The sequence below is a fragment of the Achromobacter sp. ACM04 genome, assembly GCF_014851465.1.
Classification (GTDB): Bacteria; Pseudomonadota; Gammaproteobacteria; order Burkholderiales; family Burkholderiaceae_B; genus Achromobacter; species Achromobacter aegrifaciens.
Window position 1 is genome coordinate 675215 of record NZ_JACUZS010000002.1, and the last position, 24079, is coordinate 699293.

Here is a 24079-nt window from a genome sequence, read left to right on the forward strand (position 1 = left end):
GCGTTTATCGTTGTTCTATCTACTGTTCCTTCAGCCCCAACGACTTCATCAACGGGGCGAACAATTTCTTTTCGTCCTGCACGCGCGCGGCATAGTCCGCCACACGCAGCGGTAGCGCCTCGGCGCCCGCATCGAGAAAGCGCGCCTGGATCTCCGGCCTCGCAAGCACTTTATTGATTTCGGCGTTCATGCGATCGACCACGTCATCGCGGGTGCCAGCGGCGGCATACACGCCAAACAGGCTGTCTGCGAAAACACCGTCGATGCCGACCTCGGAAAAGGTTCGTATGTCGGGCGCCACGGCAGCGCGTTGCCGGCTCGCCACCGCAAGTACCTTCAGTTTGCCCGCTTGCACCATGGGAAAGACCGTGGCGGGTCCAAACGCGAAGTCGATCTGGCCCGCTGCCAGGTCTTGTATCGCTGGCGCCACGCCGCGATAAGGCGCATGGGTAGCCTGCATGCCAGTAGCCTGCTTGAGCAGTTCGCCGGCCAGATGCGGCGTCGTGCCGTTTCCGGCCGAACCGTAATTGAGAGGAGCTGGCTGCTTGCGCGCGTATGCCACGAACTCTTCGAGCGTATTGACGCCAAGCGAGGACCGGACAAACAGGAACAACTGGCTATTGGCCAGCAAGGCAACCGGCCGCAGGTCCCGCTGCGGATCGAACGGCATGCTGGCGAACATCACTGGATTGACCGATTCGGTCGTCGATGGATTGAGCAGGAAGGTATGGTTGTCGCCACCGTTGCGCACAACCTCGGCGCCCGCCAAGTTGCCGCCCGCACCGCCCCGATTCTCCACGATAACGGTCTGCTTCAATGCTTCGGCCAAGTGCGGCTGCACCGTGCGTGCCAGCACGTCGACCAGCCCTCCGGGCGCCAGGCCCACGACCAGGCGCACGGGCTTGACGGGCCAGGCCTGAGACGGCGTTTGCGCATGGCTGCCCGTGGCCCAGCCAGTCAGCGCCAGCATCATCATGGCCAGACAACGTCTACGCAACAGCATGCGATTCTCCCTATGGGGGCTCACCCCGCGATCCCGCGTACGGTGCGTCACATGCCGCACCACGGAGAACCGCCTTGATGCCTCATGCGGCGGCGATCCCGCGTCTGCCGCTCATTCTTCACAAAAGTTTAGGCTTAAAGAATCCCGGATTACCCTAATTTTCCAGCGGCACGGGCGGCGTATCACGCTACCTCCCACAACGCCGCTGTCACACCCAGCAACAGCAGCATCGCCGACGTAATGAACCACCGCACGGTTTTCCGGTATTCATTCTCGGCTTCATCTTCCAGACGCAAGGCGCGGTAGAGAGCAATTATCTGCAGCAGGCTGGCGAGCAACAGGGACACGCCGGGCAGCACGGACAGCGCGCTCCAATCGCCCGGCGCGTCGAAGCCCCAGTAGCGCAGGAAACCCAGCGAAAAGCCCAGCAATACCGTGATGGCCGTAATCAATCCAGCCCGAAAACCCTGGGGCAGTGGCCCGTGGTTGCGGGTCCGTACCGCGTCGTCGCCTGGCGTTTCCGGTGTCATCATTGAGATATTCCGCACTGAGTACGCTACGGCCCACCCGCTACCGGTTTATGTGGGAGCCAAACCTGAACTCCTGCCTTCACTCGAGGCCAGGTTGAATTGATTATGGCTGCTATCACAGCGTACTGGGGCTGTTTCCCTCCCCGTGTTTGCACGCCTGTCCTTTGTCGCCGTGCTTGCCGGCTGCTCGTCTAACTTTGGCCTCAATGAAGTTAGACGCCATCCAGCTCCCCAATATGTAACAACCAGCCCCCTCCCCCTTGAACCCTAGAACATCATCCCTATAATTAGCACTCGACACCGGTGAGTGCTAACAAGCGTTCCCGGGCCTAACCGATCATTTCCTTCTCTTTTTTGCAACAGGAGTTCCTCATGGCCTTGCGTCCCCTGGGCGATCGCGTGATCGTCAAACGCCTCGAAAACGAGCGCAAGACTGCATCGGGCATCGTTATCCCCGACAGCGCCGCTGAAAAGCCCGACCAGGGTGAAGTCGTGGCCGTCGGCCCCGGCAAGAAGACCGAAGACGGCAAGATCCTGCCGGTCGACCTGAAGGCTGGCGACAAGGTGCTGTTCGGCAAGTACGCCGGCCAGTCCGTGAAGGTTGACGGCGAAGAGCTGCTCGTCATCCGCGAGGACGAAATCCTCGCCGTGGTCCAGTAAACCCCGCCTCAAACGAATTTTCGAAGGAAGCTAAGAAATGGCTGCCAAGCAAGTACTGTTCGGTGACGACGCCCGCGTGCGCATCGTCCGCGGCGTGAATGTTCTCGCCAACGCTGTCAAGACCACCCTGGGCCCCAAGGGTCGCAACGTCGTGCTGGAGCGCTCGTTCGGCGCCCCGACCGTGACCAAGGACGGCGTGTCCGTCGCCAAGGAAATCGAACTGAAGGACAAGTTCGAAAACATCGGCGCCCAGCTGGTCAAGGACGTTGCCTCCAAGACCTCCGACAACGCCGGTGACGGCACCACCACCGCCACCGTGCTGGCCCAGGCCATCGTCATGGAAGGCCTGAAGTACGTTGCCGCCGGTTTCAACCCGATCGACCTGAAGCGCGGCATCGACAAGGCTGTCGCCGCCGCCGTCGCTGAACTGAAGAAGCAATCCAAGCCGGTCACGACCAGCAAGGAAATCGCTCAGGTTGGCTCGATCTCCGCCAACAGCGACACCTCCATCGGCCAGATCATCGCTGACGCGATGGACAAGGTCGGCAAGGAAGGCGTCATCACCGTCGAAGACGGCAAGTCGCTGGAAAACGAGCTGGACGTCGTCGAAGGCATGCAATTCGACCGCGGCTACCTGTCGCCCTACTTCATCAACAACCCGGACAAGCAAGTTGCCGCTCTGGAAGATCCGTTTGTCCTGATTTTCGACAAGAAGATCAGCAACATCCGCGACCTGCTGCCCGTGCTGGAACAAGTTGCCAAGTCGAGCCGTCCGCTGCTGATCATCGCTGAAGACGTCGAAGGCGAAGCCCTGGCTACCCTGGTTGTGAACAACATCCGCGGCATCCTGAAGACGACCGCCGTCAAGGCTCCTGGCTTCGGCGACCGCCGCAAGGCCATGCTGGAAGACATCGCCATCCTGACGGGCGGCACGGTGATCTCCGAAGAAACCGGCATGTCGCTGGAAAAGGCCGGCCTGGCTGAACTGGGCCAAGCCAAGCGCATCGAAGTGGGCAAGGAAAACACGACCATCATCGACGGCGCTGGCGACAGCAAGTCGATCGAAGCTCGCGTCAAGCAAATCCGCGTCCAGATCGAAGAAGCCACGTCCGACTACGACCGTGAAAAGCTGCAAGAACGCGTGGCCAAGCTGGCCGGCGGCGTTGCCGTGATTCGCGTTGGCGCTGCCACCGAAGTCGAAATGAAGGAAAAGAAGGCTCGCGTCGAAGACGCCCTGCACGCCACCCGCGCTGCAGTGGAAGAAGGCGTTGTGGCTGGCGGCGGCGTTGCTCTGCTGCGCGCCAAGCAAGCCATCGCTGACCTGAAGGGCGACACGCCTGACCAGAACGCCGGCATCAAGCTGATCCTGCGTGCTGTGGAAGAGCCGCTGCGCACCATCGTCACCAACGCCGGCGAAGAAGCCAGCGTGGTCGTCAACACCGTGCTGAACGGCAAGGGCAACTACGGCTACAACGCCGCGACCGGCGAGTACACCGACCTGGTCGAGCAAGGCGTGCTGGATCCCACCAAGGTGACCCGCACCGCCCTGCAGAACGCCGCTTCCGTCGCCAGCCTGCTGCTGACCGCCGAAGCTGCCGTGGTCGAACTGGCCGAAGACAAGCCCGCTGCTCCGGCCATGCCCGGCGGCATGGGCGGCATGGGCGGCATGGACTTCTAAGTCCCGCCATCCTTGCAAGGCCTCCCCGGCTCCGGCCGGGGAATGCAGTATCCCGAAAAACCCCCGGTCCTTCGCCCCGGGGGTTTTTCTTTTTTCCGCAACGCGGCCTCGCCAAAGAACACGTTTGCGCACAATCTGCGGGTTTCGCCGCAGCGCATGCGTCCCTACAATGAAGGCTCCCCCAGAACGAGCCGAGTCCCATGCGTTTGCCCCCGACCCTGTTGCGCGCCCTGCGTCCGTCCGAAATCGGCGGGCTGTTGATGGACTCGGCCAAACAGTGGTCCACCCATCGCGCCTCCAGCAAGGGCGCGGCGCTGGCGCTGTACATGGTGTTTTCGCTTGCGCCCATGCTGATCCTGGTGATCGCGGTGGCGGGCGCGTTCTTCGGCGAAGACGCGGTGCGCTCGGAGTTGTTCTCACAACTGCGCGAGCTGACCGGCGAGCGCGGCGCTGAAGTCATCCAGACGGTGCTGGCCAGCGCCCATGAATCAGGCAAGGGCTGGATCGCGGCGCTGATATCGATCTTCGTGCTGATCTTCAGCGCCACCACGGCCTTCGCGGAACTGAAGGCCAGCCTGGACGAATTGTGGGAAGTCTCCGCGAACCAAAAAGGCGGGCTGCACGGCATGGTTCGCAGCCGCATGCTGTCGTTCGGCTTGGTGCTGGTGCTGGCGCTGTTCCTGTTGATATCGCTGACTGTGAACGCCGCGCTCGGAGCCGCGCGCGGCTATTACGGCGATCTATGGACGGCCTCGTCCTTCGCCCTGGTGGCGGAGTGGATTTCCAGCCTGTTTTCCTTCTCCATCGTGGTGGCGCTGTTCGCGGTCATCTACAAGCTGCTGCCGAGCGCGAAGATCTCGTGGCCGGACGTGATCCCGGGCGCCATCGTGACCGCGGCGCTGTTCCTGGTGGGCAAGTGGGGCATCGGCGTCTATCTCAGCCGGGGCGCGGCGGTGTCGGCCTACGGCGCAGCAGGATCGCTGATCGCGCTGCTGCTGTGGATCTACTATTCGGCGCAGATCTTCTTCTTCGGCGCGGTGTTCACGCGCCAGTTCGCGCTGCGCTTCGGCAGGAAGAGCGCGCCCGCGTCGGACTCGGCGCCTGCAGCGGACGCCTGAATCAGACGCGCTCAGGCATCGTCCTGCTGCTCCAGCCCCGCCATCAGGCGCAGGCATTTCAGGAACATGGGCCGCAAATCCTCAGGGATGGGCGCCAGGACCTCCGCCTCCACCGCGGCATCCTGCGGCAGGATGCGCGCCAACAGGGCTATGCCCTCTTCCGTGATCTCCAGCGCATAGGCGCGCCCGTCCTGGGCTGAGCGCTTGCGGCGCACGTAGCCCTTTTTGGTCATGCGCGCGATCATTTCAGCGAAGGAATTGCGGTCCAGCGCGATCAGTTCGGCGATGCGATTCTGGGTCGCGCCGGGATTCTGGTAGACGGTGATCAGCAGCGCCTTCTGCCGCGGGGTCAGGTCTTCGTCGGGAAAGGCCTGGGCGAACAGGGCCTCGGCCCGGAAGTGGGCCCGACGCAGCAGATGGGACGCGACCTGGGTCAGGTCGAACGCCTGCAGGGCCTGGGGAGCGGCCGGGTCGGGAGGGATACGTCGGGATCTAGCGGTCATCGGCCTTCCAAGGGATGGATGTCGGCGATCATGGCATTGCTGCGCGGGTCCATAAGATAGCTCACGCCCCTTTCAGACTTCATCATGCCCTGCCTTTCCGGTAGTCGGTCAAGCCCACGCCGGTATGGCGCTTGAAGAACTTGCCCAAATAGGAGGCGTCGGCGAAATGCAGTTCCTCGGCAATTTGCTGCACGGATTTCCTGGGCTGGGTAAGGCGCTTTTTTATCTCCAACACGACCTGCCTGTCGATCAGCGTTTTGGGCGCGTCGTTGAAGAACCTCCTGCTCAACTGCGACAGATAGTATGGAGTGATATGCAGCAGCCCTGCATAGAACGCCACCCCGCGCTGTTGTACGCAGTGCATCGAGATCAGCTCCCAGAATTTCCAGCAGACCGCTTCCGATCTGCTGAAGTCATTCCTCATGCCGGCCCCAAGGCCGTCTGTCTTTTCACAGATCCACAAGAACAGGTTCTGGACGTGGTTGACGATCATGGTCCGCTGGTAGGTGACGCACTGCTCATGGATCAGCGCCGCCTGGCCTTCCCAGGCCTGTGAATACCGCGGCGACAGCTTTTCGGCAGCGAAGAACGGCGAACGGCTCAAGAAGGAAAACAGGCTGCTGGGCAGGGCGTGCGCAATCTCCGCAGCGATGGACCGGTTCATCAAATAGCAGGCGCATGAATAGTCATCCGACTTGCGTTTGATGAGCGCGATGGAATCTTCCGCCAGGACCAGGAGATCATTTTTCTTCATCCGGTGCGGCTTGAAGTTCACTTCCCACTCGGCGCTGCCCTCGCGGCAGATCAACACCACCACATACGCCAACGCCAAGGGGTGCCCCACCTGTTCGTCAAAGCTGTTGAGGCCGATGGCCAGGTCTTCGATGCCTGTATCCGAGAGCTGAGAGAGCGTTTTCATTTACGCTGAAATTTTAAATCATCACCCATGAATTCCCGCAATCTTGTTTTCAAAATTACCTAATCTGCTCAACCCTGTCTATTATCAGTTGCGCCCTCGGATCCTAGAATTGCGGCTGCTGTTTTCATTGCTGAAAGGAAGGGAAATCATGCTGCGCACCGAACGCCTCATTTTGCGGCCCTGGCACACCGACGACGCGCCGAGCCTGTTTGCGTATGCAAGCGACGAACGGATCGGCCTCGCCGCGGGCTGGCCTGCTCATACAAGCGTCGAACATAGCCGGGAGATCATCCAGACGGTTTTTTCGCGGCCACTGGCCTATGCATTGACACAGAAGGGAGACAACACCGCCATAGGCCTGGTGGCGTTGCTCATGGGGAAGGACAGCAATTTCGACATTGCCGACGACGAAGCCGAAATCGCGTATTGGATCGGCGTACCGTTCTGGGGCCAGGGGTTGATTCCTGAAGCCGTCAGGGAACTGATGCGCCATGCGTTTGAAACGTTGAACTTCAACGCGCTATGGTGCGGCTATTTCGCTGACAACGAGAAATCGCGCAAAGCCCAGGAAAAGTGCGGCTTCAAGCACCATCACACCGAGGAGAACAAGTTCAATCAGTTCATGAACGACTACCGGACGGAGCATGTCAGCCGCATCGGCAAGGAAGAATGGCAGACGCTGACGGCTTCGGAATCGCATTGACTTGAGGCGGGGCGCTGTCTATGATCCAAAATATAGTACGTATACGTATTTATTTTGCATCCAGACCGAGCCCTGCACATGACGATCCGACAATTGCGCAACTACATCGACGGCCGCTTCGAAGACGGCGCGTCCACCTTCGACAAGCACAGCCCGGTGGACGGGCGCCTGGTCGCCCAGGTCCACGAAGCCAACCGCGACCAGATCGACCGCGCGGTGGCGGCGGCGCACCGAGCCCTGCCCGCCTGGGCGGCGCTGTCGGTGGCCGAGCGCACCGATCATCTGCTGGCCCTGGCCGACGGCATCACGCGGCGCTTCGACGACTTCCTGCAGGCCGAGATCGGCGACACCGGCAAGCCGGTGGGTTGGGCAGGCAAGATCGACATCCCGCGCGGCGCGGCCAATTTCCGCGCTTTCGCGGAACTGGCGCGCACGCTGGACATGGAAAGCTACATGACGGACACGCCCGATGGCCGCCAGGCGCTGAACTACGCCTACCGCAAGCCGCTGGGCGTGGTGGGCGTGATTTCGCCCTGGAACCTGCCGCTGCTGTTGCTGACCTGGAAAGTGGCGCCGGCGCTGGCATTCGGCAATACGGTGATCATGAAGCCGTCCGAAGTCACGCCCTCCACGGCCACGCTGCTGGCCGAGGTCGCGCATGAAGCCGGGCTGCCGGCCGGCGTGCTGAACCTGGCGCATGGCTTCGGACCTGGCTCGGCGGGCGAATTCATGACCACCCATCCGGACATCGACGGCATCACCTTCACGGGCGAGTCGGCCACGGGCGCGGCCATCATGCGAGCCGTGGCGCCGGGCGTGAAGCCGGTGTCGTTCGAGCTGGGCGGCAAGAACGCGGCGCTGGTGTTCGCCGATGCGGATTTCGATGCCGCGGTGGACGGCGTGACGCAATCGGTGTTCGCCAATTGCGGGCAGGTCTGCCTGTGCACCGAGCGCGTCTACGTCGAACGCCCGATCTATGAGCGCTTCGTCGCCGCGCTGGCGGCGCGCGCGGAAGCCCTGCGCATAGGCTGGCCCATGGATCCGGCCACCGAAATGGGACCGTTGGTGTCGCGCGAGCATCGCGAGAAGGTGCTGTCGTACTTCGCCCTGGCGCGCGAGGAAGGCGCGACGGTGGTGGCCGGCGGCGGCGTGCCGGTGTTCGGCGACGCGCGCGACGAAGGCGCCTACGTGCAACCCACGATCTGGACCGGCCTGCCCGAGACCGCCCGCTGCATCAAGGAGGAAGTCTTCGGTCCGGTCTGCCACGTGACGCCCTTCGACACCGAAGAAGAAGCCATCAGACTGGCCAACGACACGCGCTACGGCCTGGCTGCGGCCGTCTGGACGCAGAACCTTACGCGCGGCCACCGCGTGGCGCAGGCCATGAAGGTCGGCCTGGCCTGGGTCAACTGCTGGTTCCTGCGCGACCTGCGCACGCCGTTCGGCGGCAGCGGCCTTTCGGGCATCGGCCGTGAAGGCGGACGCCATTCGCTACATTTCTATACCGAACCCACCAATGTCTGCATTAAGCTCTGACCACCCCACGCAAAGGAAGACGCGATGAACCAACCCCAGCCCGGCGTCAGCGCCACCGTCGTCGCCGGCAAGGCCACGCCCCGCGGCAAGTATCCGCACATCAAGCGCGCCGGCGATTTCCTGTATGTCTCCGGCACCAGCTCCCGCTTGCCCGACAACCGCATCGCGGGCGCCGAGGTCGACGCCATGGGCACCGCCATGCTGGACATCCGGGTGCAGACGCGCGCCGTCATCGAGAACATCCGCGACATCCTGGCCACGGCCGATGCGACGCTGGCCGACGTGGTCGAGATCAGCACCTTCCTCGTCAACATGAATGATTTCGGCGGCTACAACCAGGTGTACGGCGAGTACTTCGACTCCGACGGTCCGGCCCGTACCACCGTCGCCGTGCATCAGCTGCCGCACCCGCAGCTGCTGATCGAGATCAAGGCGGTCGCCTACAAGCCGCAAGTGCGCTAGCGGCGCATGTCGGACTTCCGCATCACGCCCAACGCGCTCAGCCGCAAGCTGAAGCTGCACCAATTGCAGGTGTTCGAGCGCGTGCTGGCATGCCGTTCGCTGTCGCGCGCCGCCAGCGAGCTGCATCTGACCCAGCCCACCGTCACCAAGGCCATCCACGAACTGGAGTCCTTCTTCGGCGCGTCGTTGTTCGACCGTTCCAACCGCGGCGTGACGCCGACGGAGCTGGCCGTGGTGCTGGGCCGCCGGGTCCAGGCCATGATGGCCGAGATCCGCTACATGGCCGACGACATCGACGCGGTGCTGGGCGGGGCCAGCGGCCATGTGGTGGTGGGTACGCTCATCGCTGCGTCGGCCAAGCTGCTGCCCGAGGCGATTGCGCGCCTGATGACCGCGCACCCCGGCATCCAGGTCAGCGTGCGCGAAGGGCCGACCTCCCAGTTGCTGCCGGCGCTGGCCACGGGCGACCTGGACATCGTGGTCGGCCGCCTGCCCGGCGCCGACATGGCATCGATCTCCGGCGTGGCGGTGGACCATCACAAGCTGTACCGCGAGGAGCTGTGCCTGGTGGCGCGCGCCGCCCATCCCCTGGCCGGCGCGCCGTCCGCACCGCTGGCCGCGCTGACCGATCACATCTGGATCCTGCCCGCCGCCAGCTCGCCGCTGCGCGCTTCGATCGAGCGCAGCTTCCTGGACGCCGGCCTGCGCCTGCCGGCCCGGCATGTCGAATCGCTATCGCTCCTGACCAATATCGGCGTGCTCATGCACAGCGACGCGCTGGCGCTGCTGCCTTACGACGCGGCAGCGCCGTTCCTGGCCACGGGCATGCTCGCGCGCCTGCCCACCGACGCCTTCGGCGCATTCGGCGACGTGGGCTACTCGGTGCGCGCGGACCGCCCGCTGACGCCGGCCTGCCAGCGCCTGGTGGACCATCTGAAGCAGATCGCGGCGCAGCGCGCTGAAGCTGTCGGTTGACAGACAGGTCAGGGTTATCCCGCCATAGACAAGCCGCATACCCGGCGGCGTAATTTCTATTGTGCAGGCCCGCAAGGTCCCGCCTAGACTGCGGGCTATGGGGCAGCCCCGGTCCGCCCCCCAGACTTCCGGAGATCCGCATGCCTGCCTATGGCCCGCCGTTGAACTTCCAGCGCTGGATAGACGACCACGCGCACCTGCTCAAGCCACCGGTCGGCAACCAGCAGATCTGGCAGGACGCCGACTTCATCGTCACCGTGGTCGGCGGCCCGAACCACCGCACCGACTACCACGACGACCCGCTGGAAGAGTTCTTCTACCAATTGCGCGGCAACGCCTGGCTGTCGCTGTGGGTGGACGGCAAGCCCGAGCGCGTGGATCTGAAGGAAGGCGATATTTTCCTTCTGCCGCCGCACGTGCGGCATTCGCCGCAACGACCCGAGACCGACAGCGCCTGCCTGGTCATCGAACGCCAGCGCCCTGAAGGCCTGCTGGACGGCTTCGAATGGTATTGCCCGCAATGCCGCAGCCTGGTGCACCGCGTGGAGGTACAGCTCAAGAGCATCGTGACCGACCTGCCGCCGCTGTTCCAGGCCTTTTATTCCAGCACCGAGAAACGCACCTGTCCCAGCTGCGGCGAGATCCATCCGGGCAAGGGGCATGCGCCCTCCGCGCAGGCGGCCCCGGCCTAGGGGCGTTTCCTTTTGCCAAATCTTGCGCCACACCGCCACGCGCCCGACCGACTTCTTTTCCTTTGCACATGACCCAGAAAATCGACATGCACGCGCACTTCTTCCCGCCGATCACCCGGCAGGAAGCGGCGGCGCTGGACCCCGTCAACGCGCCCTGGCTGCGGCTGGACGGCGACGGTTCGAGCGGCCAGATCATGGCGGGTGACCGCCCGTTCCGCCCAGTGGACGCCACCTTGTGGGACCCGGCCCTGCGCCTGGAACAGATGGACCGCAACGGCGTAGACCTGCAGATCCTCTGCGCGACGCCCATCATGTTCGGCTACTCCTATCCGGCCCGGGCCGCCGCCGACTGGGCGGCGCGCATGAACGACCTGGCGCTGGAACACTGCGCCCATGCGCCAGCGCGCCTGAAGGCGCTGGCGCAGGTGCCGCTGCAGGATCTGGAGCTGGCCTGCAAGGAAGCGTCGCGCGCCTGCGCCGCCGGCCACCTGGGCGTGCAAATCGGCAACCACGTCGGCCCGCGCGACCTGGACGACGAGACCCTGGTGCAGTTCCTGATCCACTGCGCCAACGATCACATCCCGGTGCTGGTGCATCCCTGGGACATGATGACCGACGGCCGCATGAAGAAATGGATGTTGCCGTGGCTGGTCTCCATGCCCGCTGAAACCCAGCTGGGCATCCTGTCGCTGATCCTGTCCGGCGCGTTCGAGCGCATCCCGCGCAGCCTGAAGCTCTGTTTCGCGCACGGCGGCGGCAGCTTCGCCTTCCTGCTGGGCCGCGTGGACAATGCCTGGCGCCATCGCGACATCATCCGCCAGGACTGTCCGCAGCTGCCCTCTTCGTACACCGACCGCTTCTACACCGACAGCGCGGTGTTCGACCCGCGCGCGCTGCGCCTGCTAATCGACGTAATGGGCGAAGACCGGGTGCTGCTGGGTTCCGACTACCCCTATCCCCTGGGCGAACAGGAAGTGGGCAAGCTGGTGACCCACGCTGGCCTGCTGCCGGACGTGCAGCAGAAGATTCTGAGCCGCAACACGATGGAGTTCTTCGGCCTGGTCCGCTGACGCTTCCTGCGTAGCGGGACGGCTGCGCTCAGGCCTGGCCGTCCAGCGGTGTGAACGGCGGCAGCGCAAGCCCCAACCTGGCGCTCCATTCGGCCATTTCGGCCTTCAACGCCGGCGGCACCGGAATCCCCGCGGCCTGGCGCTGCGCCTGCGAGGCCAGTTCGGGATCGCCCGGCATGCGTGGCGAACCGGGCTGCGCCGCCAGCTCGGCCGCCATGCCCGCCACCACGGCGGCCAACGTCGCGCCGCCCGCGAACCGGGCGGGATCGATGACGATGAAGAACGCCCCGAGTTCGCGTGGACGATCCAGCTGCTCGTACATGGGACCGATGTGCGGTCCATGGGGATTGCCGTTGAGCGGCCCGCACAAGAGTTCGACCATCATCGCCAGGCCGTAGCCCTTGTGGCCGTAGTCGCCGCCCAAGGGCGTCAAGGCGCGGACACGCCGCGCGTCGGTCACGCTACGTCCCTCGGCGTCCAGCGCCACGCCTCCGGGCAGTTCTGCGCCGTCGCGGCGCGCGTTCATGACGCGATTCCATGGGATTGAGGTCGTCGCCATGTCCAGGCACAGCGGCTCGCCATCCTGTCTGGGGAAAGCGAAGGAAATGGGGTTGGTGCCGAAATACGGTTGCCGGCCGCCGAACGGCGCGGCAATGGAATCGGAATGCGTGTAGGCCATGCCGATCAGCCCTTGCCGAGCGGCCGCGCGCGTGTACAGGCCGATGGCTCCGCAATGCGAAGAGTCGCTGACGCCGACGGCGCCCACGCCCGCCTCGCGCGCCAGCGCCATGGCCGTCTCGTTGGCCCGGTGCGCCACCACGATGCCATGGCCCCTGCCGCCATGCACCTGCGCACAAGCCGCCCCGCTCTGCTCGATACGGATTTGTGGCCGCGCCAGGATGGAGCCATGGACGACCCGGTTCAGGTAGTGCGGCAGCCGCGCGATGCCATGCGAGTCAATGCCCCACAGGCTGGTCTGCGCCAGGCTGGATGCCAGGCAGTGGCCGTCGTCTTCATTGAAATCCAGGACCCGCAAGCACGCTTCGCCCCATTCCTGCCAATGCGCCGCGCCCACGCCTTCCGACCTTGCCATGCTGCGCTCCTCTTATGGATGCTGGCGGCGCGCCGCCAGCGGTCAAGCGGCTGGCACGGGCTGCGCCGAGTCTTCCCTGGCCGCGTCCTGCTCCAGGGCCTCCAGCGCGCCCAGCACGCCCAGCGTGCGCAGGCGTTCCAGCTGCAGGGCCAGCGCCTCGACAAAAGCGGGCTTGCTGCCCAGATCGCCGAACACAGGCCGGAATCCCGCCATCACAGTGGCTCGCCGATGCGCTGCCTGGGAGGGGGCCGAAGCCGTTGCCGCCACCTCGGCGCGCGCCAGCAGTTTGGCAAGCGCGCCGGCCAGCGGATCCTGGATGGCATAAGTGTTGCCCTGCTCGTCATATCCGCGCAGGTAATGCAGCCAGGCGGCTACGGACATGGCCAGCCGGCTGAAATCGTCGCCCCGTTGCTTGCGGTCGCGGATGGCGGCCAGCAGGCGCTGCGGCACCTTCTGCGAACCATCCATCGCGACCTGCCGGGTGAGGTGAGGCAGCGCCGGATTGGACACGCGCGCCAGGAAGCGCTGGCGATACTCATCCAGCCCTGATCCCGGAACGCCGCGCAGCGTGGGCGCAAGCTCCAGCCGCATCATGTCGTCGACATAGCGGCGCAGCGCCGGCGTCGCGGCGGCTTCGCTATTGGTGCGCAGACCCAGCATCGAGCCCAGGTACGCGAACGCGGAATGCGGCGCGTTGACCATGCGCAGCTTCAGGCGTTCGTATGGCGCCGCGTTGCGCACGAAGTTCGCGCCGGCCGCGTCCCAGGCAGGCCTGCCGGCCGCGAACTTGTCCTCGATGACCCAGTTGAGGAAGGGTTCACCCACCACCGGCCAGGCGTCCTCGAATCCCAGGCGCTCTGCCACGCGCGCGCGGTCTTCGTCCTGCGTGCCGGGCACGATGCGGTCCACCATGGAATTCGGAAAAGTGCAGTTGTTGTCGATCCATGCGGTCAGGCCCACGTCGACCCGCAAGGCGAAGGCCAGCACCAGGCTGCGCAGCGTGTCACCGTTGGCGTGCAGGTTGTCGCAGGACAGCAGCGTGACGGGGGGCAAGCTGCGTTCGCGCCGCAGCGCCAGGCCGTACACCAGGATGCCGATGGTGCTGCGCGGCCTGACCGGATGCGCAAGGTCGTGCACGATGTCCGGGTCATCCCAGCGCAGGTGGCCGGTGGACGGTTCGTGGCTGTAGCCCTTCTCGGTGACGGTCAGGCTGACGATGCGCGTCTGGGCGGACGCGATGCGCTCCAGCACCGCCTGGGGATCTTCCTCGGCCACCACGACCCGCAACACCGACCCGACCACCCGCAACTGTTCCCGCAACTGCCCATCCGGGCCGGCGTCGCGCAGCGCCAGGGTGTACAGGCCGTCCTGCGGCGTCAGCGCGTCGCGCGTGGCGGGGCTGCGCAGCGAAACGCCCACGATGCCCCAACTCAGGTCCCCGCTGGCGGCCATGGCCAGGTCCGTCACCACCGCCTGGTGGGCGCGGTGGAAGGCGCCTATGCCCAGATGCACAATGCCGGGCGTGACCCGGCTGCGGTCATAGGCGGGAGATTCCACGTCCTCGGGCAGATGCGCCAGGGACTCCGAATTCAAACGTTCGAGCATGGATTACCAGTGCCATAGTGCGCCATCATGCGCCTGCCGGTTGACCGGCAGGTAGGCGCGTTGGTAGGGATATCTGGCGGCGAGCTTTTCGTCGATGTCGACACCATGGCCCGGCGCGTCGCCAGGGTATAGCATGCCCTGATTGAAGCTGTAAGCATGGGGAAACACTGCGTCCGTTTCGTCCGTGTGCCGCATGTACTCCTGGATGCCGAAATTCGGCACCCACAGGTCGAAATGCAGAGCGGCTCCCATGCAGGCTGGCGACAGGTCGGTGGCGCCATGGCAGCCGGTCCGCACCTGATAGAGCGCGGCCAGGTCGGCAATGCGGCGCAGATGCGTGATGCCGCCCGCATGCACCACCGTGGCGCGGATGTAGTCGATCAGCTGGTTTTCGATCAGGTCCTTGCAGTCCCAGATAGTGTTGAAAACTTCGCCCACGGCCAGCGGCGTGACCGTGTGCTGGCGGATCAGCCGGAAGGCTTCCTGGTTTTCCGCGGGCGTGGCGTCCTCCATCCAGAACAGGCGGTAGGGCTCCAGCGACTTGCCCAGGCGGCCGGCCTCGATGGGCGTGAGCCGGTGATGCACATCGTGCAGCAGATGGGTGTCCCAGCCCACTGCGTCGCGCACCCGCTGGAACAGGCGCGGCGCGTGGTCCAGATACTTTTCCGTGGACCAATCGTGCTCGGACGGCAGGGACCCGTCGGCGGGTTCGTAGAACATGCGGCCGCGCCCCACGCCATAGACCGAGTTCAGGCCCGGCACCCCGCTTTGCGCGCGGATGGCCAGATAGCCCATCTCGCGGTAGCGCAGCACCTCGTCCACGGTTTCGTCGATGTCGCGGCCATTGGCGTGGCCGTAGACCATGACGCCCGAACGGCTCTTGCCGCCCAGCAACTGGTACAGCGGCATGCCTGCGGCCTTGGCCTTGATGTCCCACAAGGCCGTGTCCACGGCGGCGATCGCGGACATGGTGACCGGACCGCGCCGCCAATATGCGCCGCGGTACAAGTACTGCCAGATATCCTCGATCTGCTGCGGATCGCGGCCGATGAGGCAGGGAATCACGTGCTCGGTCAGGTAGGCCGCCACGGCCAGCTCACGGCCATTGAGCGTGGCATCGCCGATGCCGTACAGGCCTTCATCGGTTTCGATCTTCAAGGTAACGAAATTGCGGCCGGGGCTGCAGACGATGACGCGCGCTTGGGTAATCTTCATGGATGGTCCTGTGGAATGCTGGAAACCCCTGGCCGACGCCGGGCGCCTACATCACCGCGCCCAACTGCCAAGGCACGAACTCGTTCTGGCCGTAGCCATGTTCCTCGCTGCGCGTGCGCCGGCCCGAAGCCGTTTCCAGCATCAGACGGAATATGCGCTCGCCCATCCCGGCCACGCTTTGCGCGCCGTCAACCACTTCGCCGCAATTGATGTCGATATCGTCGGACTGCCGCTGCCACAGCGCCGTGTTGGTCGACAGCTTCAAGGACGGCGCGGGCGCACAGCCGTAGGCCGAGCCGCGGCCGGTGGTGAAGCAGATCAGGTTGGCGCCGCCCGCGACCTGGCCGGTGGCGGACACCGGGTCGTAGCCCGGCGTATCCATGAACACCAGCCCGCGCGCCCTCACCGTCTCGGCGTATTCGTACACGTCGGCCAGGCGGGTCGTGCCGCTCTTGGCGATGGCGCCCAGGGATTTCTCCAGGATGGTGGTCAGCCCGCCCGCCTTGTTGCCGGCCGAGGGGTTGTTGTCCATTTCCGCGTCGTTGCGGGCGCAGTACTCCTCCCACCAGCGCAGCCGGGCCAGCAGTTTGGCCGCGACCTCGGGCGTGGCGGCGCGCCGGGTCAGCAGGTGCTCGCCGCCATAGATCTCCGGCGTCTCCGACAGGATGGCGCTGCCGCCATGGCGTACCAGCAGGTCCACTGCGGCGCCCAGCGCCGGATTGGCGCTGATGCCCGAATAGCCGTCGGACCCGCCGCATTGCAGGCCCACGGTCAACATGCTTGCAGGCACTGGCTGGCGCTGGACGCGGTCGGCCTGCGCCAGCATGGCGCGCACCAGTTCAATGCCATGCTCCACGGTCTTGCGCGTGCCGCCGGTCTCCTGGATGTTGAAGGTATGCAGCAAGCCGCTCTCGCGCAGCCCCTCCTGCTCCATCAGGCCGCCGATCTGGTTGGTTTCGCAGCCCAGGCCCAGCACCAGCAGCCCCGCGAAATTGGGATGGCGGGCGTAGCCGCCCAGCGTGCGGCGCAAGAGGCGCAGCGGTTCGCCCTCGCTGCCCGTGGCGCAGCCGGCGCCATGCGTCAGCGCCACCACTCCGTCCACGTTGGGATAGGCCGCCAGCGCGTCCGGATGGATATCGCGACGGAAATGGTCGGCGATCGCGCGCGCGGCGGTGGCCGAACAGTTCACGCTGGTGAGAATGCCGATGTAGTTGCGCGTGGCGACGCGGCCGTCGGCGCGCACGATGCCGTCGAACTGCGCGGGCGCGTCGACGTAATCGGTGGCGCGCGCGTCGACGCCCACGGCGTAATCGCGTTCGAATTCGGAGAACTCCAGGTTGTGCGTGTGGACATGCGCGCCGGGCGCGATGTCGCAGCGCGCGACACCGATGATCTGGTTGTAGCGGCGCACCGGCTCGCCCGCGGCGATGGCGCGCGTTGCCACCTTGTGCCCTGGCGGCACCAGGCCGCGCACGACGACGTCTTCGCCAGCCAGGCGCGTGCCGCCGGCCAGCTGGCGCCTGGCGATCACCACATTGTCCGCCGGGTGGATGCGTATGACGGCGGTATCGGTTTCAGACATGAATGCCTCCTGGCGTTCTCGCGCCGCTAACCGTCGATCAGCGCAGGATCCCAGGCGTGGACGCGCTGCTGCTGTTCGCCCAGGCCGGCAATGCCCAGCCGCATCTCGTCGCCGGCCTTCAGGTACACGGGCGCCGGCTTCTGGCCCATGCCCACGCCCGGCGGCGTGCCGGTGCTGATCAGGTCTCCCGGGTACAGGGTCATGAAGCGGCTGACGTAGGACACCAGTTGCGCCACGCCGAACACCATGGTGCGGGTGCTGCCGTTCTGATAGCGCTTGCCATTGACGTCCAGCCACATGTCCAGCGCCTGCGGGTCGGCGATCTCGTCGGCGGTGACCAGCCACGGGCCGACCGGGCCGAAGGTATCGCAGCCCTTGCCCTTGTCCCAGGTACCGCCGCGCTCGATCTGGTATTCACGCTCGGACACGTCGTTGACCACGCAATAACCGGCCACGTGCTTCATGGCGTCCGCCTCGCTGACGTAGCGGGCCCGCTCGCCGATCACCACGCCCAGCTCGACTTCCCAGTCGGTCTTGACGGAGTCCTGCGGCAGCACCACAGGATCGTTGCAGCCGACCACGGCCGAGGTGGGCTTCATGAAGACCACAGGCTCGGCCGGCACCGGCAGGCCCGACTCCGCTGCGTGGTCGGCGTAGTTCAGACCGATGCAGATGAACTTGCCCATGCCGCTCCAGGGTGGAGCCAGGCGGCCCGGGCGATCCACCAGCGGCAGGCTGGCCGGGTCCAGCGCGCGCAGCGGCGCAAGGCCGGCGCGCGTGAGCGTGGCGGCGCCTATGTCCGGCAGGACCGCCGACAGGTCCCGCACCTGCCCGCGGGCGTCCAGCATTCCGGGCTTCTCCGCGCCTTTCGCACCATAGCGCAACAGTTTCATCGCATGTTCCTCATGTGTGTAGTAAATGTTCAGTTCGACCAGCCGCCGTCGATGACCTGGGCGGTGCCGGTGGTGAAGGCGGACTCGTCGCTGGCAAGGTACACCGCCAGCAGGGCGATTTCCTCGGCGCTGCCTATGCGGCCCATGGGCTGGCGGGCGACGAAGGCGGCCTCCACCGCAGCCAGCGTCTGCCCGCCGGCGCTGGCCTGCGCCTCGATGCGCTGGCGCAGCGAAGGCGATTCCACCGTGCCCGGGCAGATGGCGTTGCAGCGTATGCCCTGCCCCACGTAGTCCGCGGCCACGGACTTGGTCAGCCCGATCACCGCCGCCTTGGTGGCGCCGTAGACGCAGCGGTTGGGCGCGCCCTTGATGCTGGACGCCACCGAGGCCATGTTGACGATGGAGCCGCCGCCCCGCGCCAGCATGCCGGGCAGGCAGGCGCGGATCATGCGGTACATGGATTTCACATTCAGTTCGAACGAGAAGTCCCAGGCCTTTTCGTCGCAGTCCAGGATGGTTCCGGCATGCACGAAACCGGCGCCGTTGAACAGCACGTCCACCGGCCCCGCCTCGGCGACCAGCGCGCCGATGGCGGCTGCGTCGGTCACGTCCAGCGTGCGGCGCCGGCATCCCGCCAGCGTCTCCAGCGCCCCGCCGTTGATGTCCAGCGCCAGCACGTCGGCGCCTTCGCGGACGTAGGCCTCGGCCACGGCGCGGCCTATGCCTTGCCCCGCGGCGGTGACGATGGCGGTCTTGCCTTGCAGCCTTCCAGTCATGACGTTTTCCTCTTTACTTGGCCATGCCCATGGCGGTGGGCAGCCAGAGCGTGATCTGGGGGATATAGGTAATGGCGATCAGCGCCACGAACAGGGGCACCAGCCATGGCAGGATCGCGACCGTGGTCCGTTCCACCGACAGCTTGGACACGCGCGCCAGCACGAACAGCACCATGCCCATGGGCGGGTGCAGCAGACCGATCATCAAGTTCAGCGTCATGATCAGGCCGAAATGGATCGGATCGATGCCGAGCTTGAGCACGATGGGCAGCAGGATAGGCACCAGGATGGTGATGGCGGCGATAGTGTCGATGAAGCAGCCCACGATCAGGATCAGGACGTTGGCCATCAGCAGGAACACCCATTTGTTCTGGGTCACGCTGAGGATGCCGTCGGTCAGCGCCTGGGCCGCCTGGGTGGTGGTCAGCAACCAGGCGAACACCGAGGCGGCGGTGACGATGAACAGCACCGAGGCCGTGGTCTCGATGGTGTCGAACGTGGCTTTGGCCAGGGTCCGCAAGGTCATGGAGCGATAGCGCACCAGCCCCAGGAACAACGCCCATATCACCGCGGCCACGGCGGCCTCCGTGGGCGTGAACCAGCCCAGCGTCATGCCGCCGATCAGGATGACGGGCGCCATCAGTGCCATCACCGCCGAGAAGTTGTAGCGCCAGTCCAGCGCCAGCAACACGGCGAAGGCGATACCCGCCGCCAGGTTGGCCGACATGCCGGCCTCGGTCATAAGCCAGATCGCCAGCGGGAAGGCCAGCACGATGCCGACTTCCAACCCGGCGGCGCCCAGCCGCTTCCAGTCGAAGGACACGTCGCCGCCCCAGTTGTTGCGGCGCGCGTAGTAGGCCACAGTCAGCATCATCAACACGGTCAGGACCGCGCCGGGAATCAGGCCGGCCAGGAACAGCGATCCGATCGACACGTTAGCCATCATGCCGTAGATGACGAAGGGCAGCGACGGCGGGATGATGGGGCCCAGCGTGGCCGAGGCGGCTGTCACGCCCACCGCGAACTCGGTCTCGTAGCCGTGGTCCTTCATGGCCTTGATTTCGATGGTGCCCAGGCCCGCGGCGTCGGCAATGGCCGTACCCGACATGCCCGCAAACACCACCGAGCCGATGATGTTCACCTGCCCCAGGCCGCCGCGCATCCAGCCCACCAGCGCCACGGCGAAGTTGTAGATGCGGCCGGTAATGCCGGCGATGTTCATCAGGTTGCCGGCCAGGATGAAGAACGGCACGGCCAGCAGAGGGAAGGACTCCACCCCCGCGATCATGCGCTGCGCCACCACCACGTCGGGCACGCTGCCCGAAATCAGCACGAACAGCAGCGATGCGCCTGCCATGGCCACCGCCACCGGCAGGCCGAAGATCATCAACAGCAGAAAGGTTCCGATCAGTATGCCCATGTCTCGCTTCCGGTTGTCGTTGTCGGATTCCGGGGCCGCCCCGGCTAGTCCTGCGACTCGTAGGCCGCGGGGTTTTCCAGGATGGAGTAGCCCTGGCGCCAATTGCAGATCGACACCTGCACCGAGCGCAGGAACATCAGGACGAATCCCGCCAGCGCCATCCAGTAGACATAGGCCTTGTTCCAGAACAGCGTGGTCATGGGCTCGTCGCCCACCAGCGCGATGTAGCGGTAGGTGAGCCACACCGCATAACCGAAGAACGCCGTGCGCAGCAGGTCGATGACGGTGGCCAGCGTGCGACCGACAGGGCGCGGCAGGTAGCGGTACAGGAAATCCACCTGGATGTGGCGGCAGGCGCGCACGCACATGGCCGAGCCGATGAACACCACGCCGATCAGGCAATAGACGGCCAGTTCCTCGGTCCAGGCGTAGGAGTCGTTAAGCACATAGCGCGAAAAGAACTGCAGGAAGACCAGCAGCGCCATGGTCCAGAAAATACCCAGGCAGATCCAGTCCTCGGGCTGGTAGCCCGCCAGGCTGACCTCGTGATGATCGGCTTCCTCGAAACTCTGGACGATCTCCTGCGCCGTGGCGGGCGGCTGGTGCCCCGTGGGATGGACAGGGTTGTTGCTGGCGGCCGCCATCACGGCGGCCTTGGCATCGGAATGCATGGCGTTCCCCTTGTGCGGAGTCGGACGGGTCGATGCGGGGCCGCGGGGCGGCCCCGGGCGCGCTTACTTCACGGCCTGAATCCGTTCCCAATCCGATTTTTCGTAGCCGTACTGCTTGAACGGCACTTTCTCCAGCACGGTGTCGCGGAAGTCCTGGACGTTCACCTCCGCCACGTTCAGGCCGCGCTTGCGAAACACCTCGACCATCTTCTTCTCGCTTTCGGCGACCTCGGCGGAAGCCTTCTCAGCCGCCTGCTGCGCCACTTCGGCAAAGATCTTCTTGTCTTCGTCGGACAGGCTCTTCCACAGCTTGCCCGAGATCACCGTGTTCAGGTGATCGACGATATGGCCGGTGAGGATGATGTTCTTCTGCACTTCGTAGAACTTCTTGGCCTCGATGGTGGTGAGCGGGTTCTCCTGCGCCTCAACGGTGCCGTTCTGCAAAGCCAGGTAGACCTCGGCGAAGGCGATCGGCGCGGTGTTGGCCCCGCAGGCGCGCGGCATGGCCAGATAGGCGGCCACGTCAGGCACGCGGATCTTCAGGCCCTTCATTTCGGAACACTTGGTGAATGGTCGGTTGGACGTGGTCTGGCGCGTGCCGTAGTAGGTGGTGGCGACGATGTGGTTGCCGCTTTTCTCGTCGTAGCCGCGCGTGAGTTCCTTGTAGATATCGCTCTTCGTGTAGGCGATCAGGTGCTCGGGATTGCGGAAGATGTAGGGGTAGTAGGTGACGCCGATACGGGGAAAGCTCTTGGCCGCGAAGCTGGAGCCGGAGATGATCATGTCCACCGTACCGAGGGTCAGGCCCTGGTTGATGTCGTTTTCCTTGCCCAGCTGCGAGGCCGGGTATACGTCGATCTGGTAACGGCCGTTGGTGCGCTTGCCGATTTCCTGCGCCGCCCAGACGGAGGCGGTATGGAAGGGTTCGGATGTTTCGTACACGTGGGCCCACTTGAGCTTGGTTTGCGCCACTACGCTGCCGCTGGCGGCGAGCGCCAGGGCGGCAACCAGCGCCTTGACGGCGTTGCCTAGGTTCATGTCGTCTCCTCGTTGTTTTTTGAATGCCCGGCGTGGCGGCCCATGGTGAGCCGCCAGCGGGGTCACGCTTCAACTACAAGTTGCACCTTGGTACTGCGACTGCGATCCGCCGCCAGCTCGAAGGCCTCGAACGCCTGCGACAACGGCAACTGCGCGCTCATCAGGGGCCGCACGTCCACCTTGCGCGCACGCAGGTAGGAGACGGCCCAATCGAACTCCACGCCCGCGCGGAACGCGCCGACGTAGTCGAGCTCCCGCGCCATGATGTTGTTGGCAGGAAACGAGATGCCCTCGGCGGGCAGCGTTCCCACTTGCACGATGCGGCCGCCGCGCCGCGTCGCCGTCAAGCAGGTCGCCAGCGCCGCGGGGCTGCCGGCGGCCTCGATGCTGATGTCGGCGATATCGGCCAGATCGGCGGGCGCGAGCTGGTCGCTGCGCACGGCCTCGGCGGCGCCGACCTGGCGCGCCATGTCCAGCGGTCGGTCGGCCACGTCCACCACCGTCACGTGGGCCGCGCCCGCCAGCCTGGCGGCCAGCACGGTCATGCAGCCTATGGTGCCGCCGCCCGTGACCAGCACGCGCTTGCCCATCATGGGACCCGCCCGGTTGACGCCATGCAGGCCGATGGACAGCGGCTCGGCACAGGCGATCTCGCCCAGCGTAACGTCTGCTTCCGGCACCGGCGTGAGTTGGCGTTCGCCCATGACGAAGCGCTCGCGGAACATGCCTTGCACGTGCGGATAGATGCTGGCGCTGCCGAGAAAGCGCATGTTGCGGCAAAGATTGTCGCGGCCGGCGCGGCAGTAATCGCAGCCGCCGCAAGGATGGGAAGGATTGATGGCGACCTTCATGCCCGGCGCCACCGACCGCACGGCATCGCCCGTGCGCAGCACGACGCCCGACGCCTCATGACCGGGGATGAGGGGTTCGCGGATGACGAAGGCCCCCACGCGGCCATGCAGGAAATAGTGCAGGTCGGATCCGCAGATGCCCGCGGCGCCCAGCCTCAGCTCCACCTCGTGCGGCGCCAGCGGCGCGACTTCGTCCGGTTCCAGGCGCAGGTCGCGCGCCCCGTGGATGCGACAGGCCAGCGTCATGGCGACTTGCTCCTTGGCGTTCCGAACATCGGGCATCTGCGTGCGATGCTCATGATTCCGTCTGCTCCCGGCTATCCAAGAGCTGACCTGACGCGTCCGCGCCGGGCCAGCTTGCGGTGAGGCGGTCGTGCGAGCAGGCCAGATGGTGGTGCATGGCGGCGCGCGCGCCGCGGTCGTCGCCGGCGCGGATGGCGTCGATCACCTTGCGGTGCTCGGCGATGGCGGCCGCCCAGCTGGAAGGATTCTCGAAGTAGTCGCCCAGCTTCACGGACAGCGGATTGTGGCGCTCGTCGAACAGTTCGCTCACCACGCGCACCAGCACGGCGTTGTTCGCCATCTCGGCCACGCGCAGATGGAACAGCCGGTCTCCGCGGATCGGCACGTTGCCGGCCAGCGCCTCGTCTTCCATGGTGCCGACGGCTTCGGCCAGGCCATCCACCAGCGCGGGCGTATTGCGCAACGCGGCCTGCGCGGCCAGCTCGCCTTCGATCACCTGGCGGGCGCGTATGGTTTCCAGCGGGCTCTCTGCCGTCAGGCTGGCGCGCGGCCCGCCGGCCAGGCTTTGCACATAGACGCCCGAACCCATGCGGACTTCCACCCAGCCTTCGACCTCCAGCGCGATCAGCGCCTCGCGCACGGACGGACGCGACACGCCCAGCTTGAGCGCGAGATCGCGCTCGGGCGGCAGGCGCGCCCCAACCGGAAATTCGCCCGACTCGATCAGCAGGCGCAGCTGGTCGGCGATCTGGCGATACAGGCGGCGGGGTTCGATGGTCTGGATGGGCATGGACTGCGGGTGTACCGGTGGATAAGTCAGGCCAAAAGGTAAAGTGGCCTTAC

General features: G+C 65.5%; 24 protein-coding genes. 9 read left to right on the plus strand and 15 right to left on the minus strand.

Features of this window, described 5'->3' with window-relative positions; translation table 11 throughout:
- Positions 1-19: 19 nt before the first annotated feature.
- Both IB259_RS13955 and IB259_RS13960 read right to left on the minus strand, forming a co-directional pair.
- The gene (locus IB259_RS13955) at positions 20-1003 is read right to left on the minus strand and encodes a tripartite tricarboxylate transporter substrate binding protein (RefSeq protein WP_192329325.1); all 984 of its coding nucleotides are present in this window, start codon (positions 1001-1003) and stop codon (positions 20-22) included.
- Between the two features lie 182 nt (positions 1004-1185).
- Positions 1186-1536, minus strand: coding sequence for a hypothetical protein (locus IB259_RS13960; protein WP_054451904.1), 351 nt, complete (start codon positions 1534-1536; stop codon positions 1186-1188).
- Between the two features lie 369 nt (positions 1537-1905).
- Between IB259_RS13960 and groES the strand changes: the two genes are divergently transcribed.
- The 3 genes from groES (at position 1906) to IB259_RS13975 (ending at position 4989) form a co-directional block, all read left to right on the plus strand.
- Positions 1906-2193 (plus strand): co-chaperone GroES, encoded by a 288-nt coding sequence (groES, locus tag IB259_RS13965; RefSeq protein ID WP_006221616.1) that lies wholly within the window; start codon positions 1906-1908, stop codon positions 2191-2193.
- Between the two features lie 37 nt (positions 2194-2230).
- The gene (gene groL, locus IB259_RS13970; RefSeq protein WP_054451905.1) at positions 2231-3871 is read left to right on the plus strand and encodes a chaperonin GroEL; all 1641 of its coding nucleotides are present in this window, start codon (positions 2231-2233) and stop codon (positions 3869-3871) included.
- A 200-nt stretch (positions 3872-4071) separates the two neighbouring features.
- Positions 4072-4989, plus strand: coding sequence for a YihY/virulence factor BrkB family protein (locus IB259_RS13975; RefSeq protein WP_054451906.1), 918 nt, complete (start codon positions 4072-4074; stop codon positions 4987-4989).
- 11 nt (positions 4990-5000) lie between these two features.
- Here the strand turns inward: IB259_RS13975 and IB259_RS13980 are convergent, their stop codons facing one another.
- Positions 5001-5492, minus strand: a complete 492-nt coding sequence (locus IB259_RS13980; protein ID WP_192329326.1) for a MarR family winged helix-turn-helix transcriptional regulator — start codon at positions 5490-5492, stop codon at positions 5001-5003.
- Between the two features lie 82 nt (positions 5493-5574).
- Positions 5575-6411 carry an AraC family transcriptional regulator gene (locus IB259_RS13985; RefSeq protein ID WP_192329327.1) on the minus strand — a complete coding sequence of 279 codons (837 nt, stop codon included), beginning with the start codon at positions 6409-6411 and terminating at the stop codon, positions 5575-5577.
- A gap of 148 nt (positions 6412-6559) precedes the next feature.
- On the opposite strand from IB259_RS13985, the gene IB259_RS13990 reads away from it, so the two are divergent.
- From IB259_RS13990 to IB259_RS14015, 6 genes are all read left to right on the plus strand, one after another.
- The gene (locus IB259_RS13990) at positions 6560-7114 is read left to right on the plus strand and encodes a GNAT family N-acetyltransferase (RefSeq protein ID WP_225596856.1); all 555 of its coding nucleotides are present in this window, start codon (positions 6560-6562) and stop codon (positions 7112-7114) included.
- Positions 7115-7192: 78 nt separating this feature from the next.
- Complete coding sequence (locus IB259_RS13995) at positions 7193-8650, plus strand: 2-hydroxymuconic semialdehyde dehydrogenase (RefSeq protein WP_192329328.1); 1458 nt, start codon at positions 7193-7195, stop codon at positions 8648-8650.
- A 24-nt stretch (positions 8651-8674) separates the two neighbouring features.
- Complete coding sequence (locus IB259_RS14000; protein ID WP_054451909.1) at positions 8675-9112, plus strand: RidA family protein; 438 nt, start codon at positions 8675-8677, stop codon at positions 9110-9112.
- Between the two features lie 6 nt (positions 9113-9118).
- Positions 9119-10087, plus strand: a complete 969-nt coding sequence (locus tag IB259_RS14005) for a LysR substrate-binding domain-containing protein (protein WP_054451910.1) — start codon at positions 9119-9121, stop codon at positions 10085-10087.
- Positions 10088-10227: 140 nt separating this feature from the next.
- Positions 10228-10779, plus strand: a complete 552-nt coding sequence (locus tag IB259_RS14010) for a 3-hydroxyanthranilate 3,4-dioxygenase (protein WP_119452003.1) — start codon at positions 10228-10230, stop codon at positions 10777-10779.
- 68 nt (positions 10780-10847) lie between these two features.
- Positions 10848-11849: an amidohydrolase family protein gene (locus IB259_RS14015; protein ID WP_192329329.1), complete on the plus strand. Its 1002-nt coding sequence runs from the start codon at positions 10848-10850 to the stop codon at positions 11847-11849.
- A 28-nt stretch (positions 11850-11877) separates the two neighbouring features.
- Here IB259_RS14015 and IB259_RS14020 read toward each other — a convergent pair whose 3' ends face one another.
- From IB259_RS14020 to IB259_RS14070, 11 genes are all read right to left on the minus strand, one after another.
- The gene (locus tag IB259_RS14020) at positions 11878-12942 is read right to left on the minus strand and encodes an Ldh family oxidoreductase (protein ID WP_192329330.1); all 1065 of its coding nucleotides are present in this window, start codon (positions 12940-12942) and stop codon (positions 11878-11880) included.
- A 42-nt stretch (positions 12943-12984) separates the two neighbouring features.
- Complete coding sequence (locus tag IB259_RS14025) at positions 12985-14547, minus strand: mannitol dehydrogenase family protein (protein ID WP_192329332.1); 1563 nt, start codon at positions 14545-14547, stop codon at positions 12985-12987.
- 3 nt (positions 14548-14550) lie between these two features.
- Positions 14551-15762: a D-mannonate dehydratase ManD gene (gene manD / locus IB259_RS14030; protein WP_088142648.1), complete on the minus strand. Its 1212-nt coding sequence runs from the start codon at positions 15760-15762 to the stop codon at positions 14551-14553.
- 46 nt (positions 15763-15808) lie between these two features.
- Positions 15809-17344 carry a UxaA family hydrolase gene (locus IB259_RS14035; protein ID WP_192329334.1) on the minus strand — a complete coding sequence of 512 codons (1536 nt, stop codon included), beginning with the start codon at positions 17342-17344 and terminating at the stop codon, positions 15809-15811.
- A 26-nt stretch (positions 17345-17370) separates the two neighbouring features.
- Entirely contained in the window at positions 17371-18237 is an 867-nt protein-coding gene (locus IB259_RS14040; protein ID WP_054451917.1) for a fumarylacetoacetate hydrolase family protein, read from the minus strand.
- Positions 18238-18266: 29 nt separating this feature from the next.
- Positions 18267-19013, minus strand: a complete 747-nt coding sequence (locus IB259_RS14045; RefSeq protein ID WP_192329336.1) for an SDR family oxidoreductase — start codon at positions 19011-19013, stop codon at positions 18267-18269.
- Positions 19014-19026: 13 nt separating this feature from the next.
- Positions 19027-20433: a TRAP transporter large permease gene (locus IB259_RS14050; RefSeq protein WP_175160381.1), complete on the minus strand. Its 1407-nt coding sequence runs from the start codon at positions 20431-20433 to the stop codon at positions 19027-19029.
- Positions 20434-20477: 44 nt separating this feature from the next.
- Positions 20478-21104, minus strand: a complete 627-nt coding sequence (locus IB259_RS14055) for a TRAP transporter small permease (RefSeq protein ID WP_225596857.1) — start codon at positions 21102-21104, stop codon at positions 20478-20480.
- Between the two features lie 63 nt (positions 21105-21167).
- Positions 21168-22142: a sialic acid TRAP transporter substrate-binding protein SiaP gene (locus tag IB259_RS14060; protein WP_054451920.1), complete on the minus strand. Its 975-nt coding sequence runs from the start codon at positions 22140-22142 to the stop codon at positions 21168-21170.
- Positions 22143-22204: 62 nt separating this feature from the next.
- Complete coding sequence (locus tag IB259_RS14065) at positions 22205-23275, minus strand: L-idonate 5-dehydrogenase (protein ID WP_370528703.1); 1071 nt, start codon at positions 23273-23275, stop codon at positions 22205-22207.
- Positions 23276-23288: 13 nt separating this feature from the next.
- Positions 23289-24026 (minus strand): FadR/GntR family transcriptional regulator, encoded by a 738-nt coding sequence (locus IB259_RS14070; protein ID WP_175160383.1) that lies wholly within the window; start codon positions 24024-24026, stop codon positions 23289-23291.
- Between the last annotated feature and the right edge of the window lie 53 nt (positions 24027-24079).

What these genes read in the sequence shown, in the direction of transcription:
- IB259_RS13955 (WP_192329325.1), bottom strand. Translation starts at nt 1,003, where the DNA reads ATGCTGTTGCGTAGACGTTGTCTGGCCATGATGATGCTGGCGCTGACT.
- IB259_RS13960 (WP_054451904.1), bottom strand. Translation starts at nt 1,536, where the DNA reads ATGATGACACCGGAAACGCCAGGCGACGACGCGGTACGGACCCGCAAC.
- groES (WP_006221616.1), top strand. Translation starts at nt 1,906, where the DNA reads ATGGCCTTGCGTCCCCTGGGCGATCGCGTGATCGTCAAACGCCTCGAA.
- groL (WP_054451905.1), top strand. Translation starts at nt 2,231, where the DNA reads ATGGCTGCCAAGCAAGTACTGTTCGGTGACGACGCCCGCGTGCGCATC.
- IB259_RS13975 (WP_054451906.1), top strand. Translation starts at nt 4,072, where the DNA reads ATGCGTTTGCCCCCGACCCTGTTGCGCGCCCTGCGTCCGTCCGAAATC.
- IB259_RS13980 (WP_192329326.1), bottom strand. Translation starts at nt 5,492, where the DNA reads ATGACCGCTAGATCCCGACGTATCCCTCCCGACCCGGCCGCTCCCCAG.
- IB259_RS13985 (WP_192329327.1), bottom strand. Translation starts at nt 6,411, where the DNA reads ATGAAAACGCTCTCTCAGCTCTCGGATACAGGCATCGAAGACCTGGCC.
- IB259_RS13990 (WP_225596856.1), top strand. Translation starts at nt 6,560, where the DNA reads ATGCTGCGCACCGAACGCCTCATTTTGCGGCCCTGGCACACCGACGAC.
- IB259_RS13995 (WP_192329328.1), top strand. Translation starts at nt 7,193, where the DNA reads ATGACGATCCGACAATTGCGCAACTACATCGACGGCCGCTTCGAAGAC.
- IB259_RS14000 (WP_054451909.1), top strand. Translation starts at nt 8,675, where the DNA reads ATGAACCAACCCCAGCCCGGCGTCAGCGCCACCGTCGTCGCCGGCAAG.
- IB259_RS14005 (WP_054451910.1), top strand. Translation starts at nt 9,119, where the DNA reads ATGTCGGACTTCCGCATCACGCCCAACGCGCTCAGCCGCAAGCTGAAG.
- IB259_RS14010 (WP_119452003.1), top strand. Translation starts at nt 10,228, where the DNA reads ATGCCTGCCTATGGCCCGCCGTTGAACTTCCAGCGCTGGATAGACGAC.
- IB259_RS14015 (WP_192329329.1), top strand. Translation starts at nt 10,848, where the DNA reads ATGACCCAGAAAATCGACATGCACGCGCACTTCTTCCCGCCGATCACC.
- IB259_RS14020 (WP_192329330.1), bottom strand. Translation starts at nt 12,942, where the DNA reads ATGGCAAGGTCGGAAGGCGTGGGCGCGGCGCATTGGCAGGAATGGGGC.
- IB259_RS14025 (WP_192329332.1), bottom strand. Translation starts at nt 14,547, where the DNA reads ATGCTCGAACGTTTGAATTCGGAGTCCCTGGCGCATCTGCCCGAGGAC.
- manD (WP_088142648.1), bottom strand. Translation starts at nt 15,762, where the DNA reads ATGAAGATTACCCAAGCGCGCGTCATCGTCTGCAGCCCCGGCCGCAAT.
- IB259_RS14035 (WP_192329334.1), bottom strand. Translation starts at nt 17,344, where the DNA reads ATGTCTGAAACCGATACCGCCGTCATACGCATCCACCCGGCGGACAAT.
- IB259_RS14040 (WP_054451917.1), bottom strand. Translation starts at nt 18,237, where the DNA reads ATGAAACTGTTGCGCTATGGTGCGAAAGGCGCGGAGAAGCCCGGAATG.
- IB259_RS14045 (WP_192329336.1), bottom strand. Translation starts at nt 19,013, where the DNA reads ATGACTGGAAGGCTGCAAGGCAAGACCGCCATCGTCACCGCCGCGGGG.
- IB259_RS14050 (WP_175160381.1), bottom strand. Translation starts at nt 20,433, where the DNA reads ATGGGCATACTGATCGGAACCTTTCTGCTGTTGATGATCTTCGGCCTG.
- IB259_RS14055 (WP_225596857.1), bottom strand. Translation starts at nt 21,104, where the DNA reads ATGCATTCCGATGCCAAGGCCGCCGTGATGGCGGCCGCCAGCAACAAC.
- IB259_RS14060 (WP_054451920.1), bottom strand. Translation starts at nt 22,142, where the DNA reads ATGAACCTAGGCAACGCCGTCAAGGCGCTGGTTGCCGCCCTGGCGCTC.
- IB259_RS14065 (WP_370528703.1), bottom strand. Translation starts at nt 23,275, where the DNA reads ATGCCCGATGTTCGGAACGCCAAGGAGCAAGTCGCCATGACGCTGGCC.
- IB259_RS14070 (WP_175160383.1), bottom strand. Translation starts at nt 24,026, where the DNA reads ATGCCCATCCAGACCATCGAACCCCGCCGCCTGTATCGCCAGATCGCC.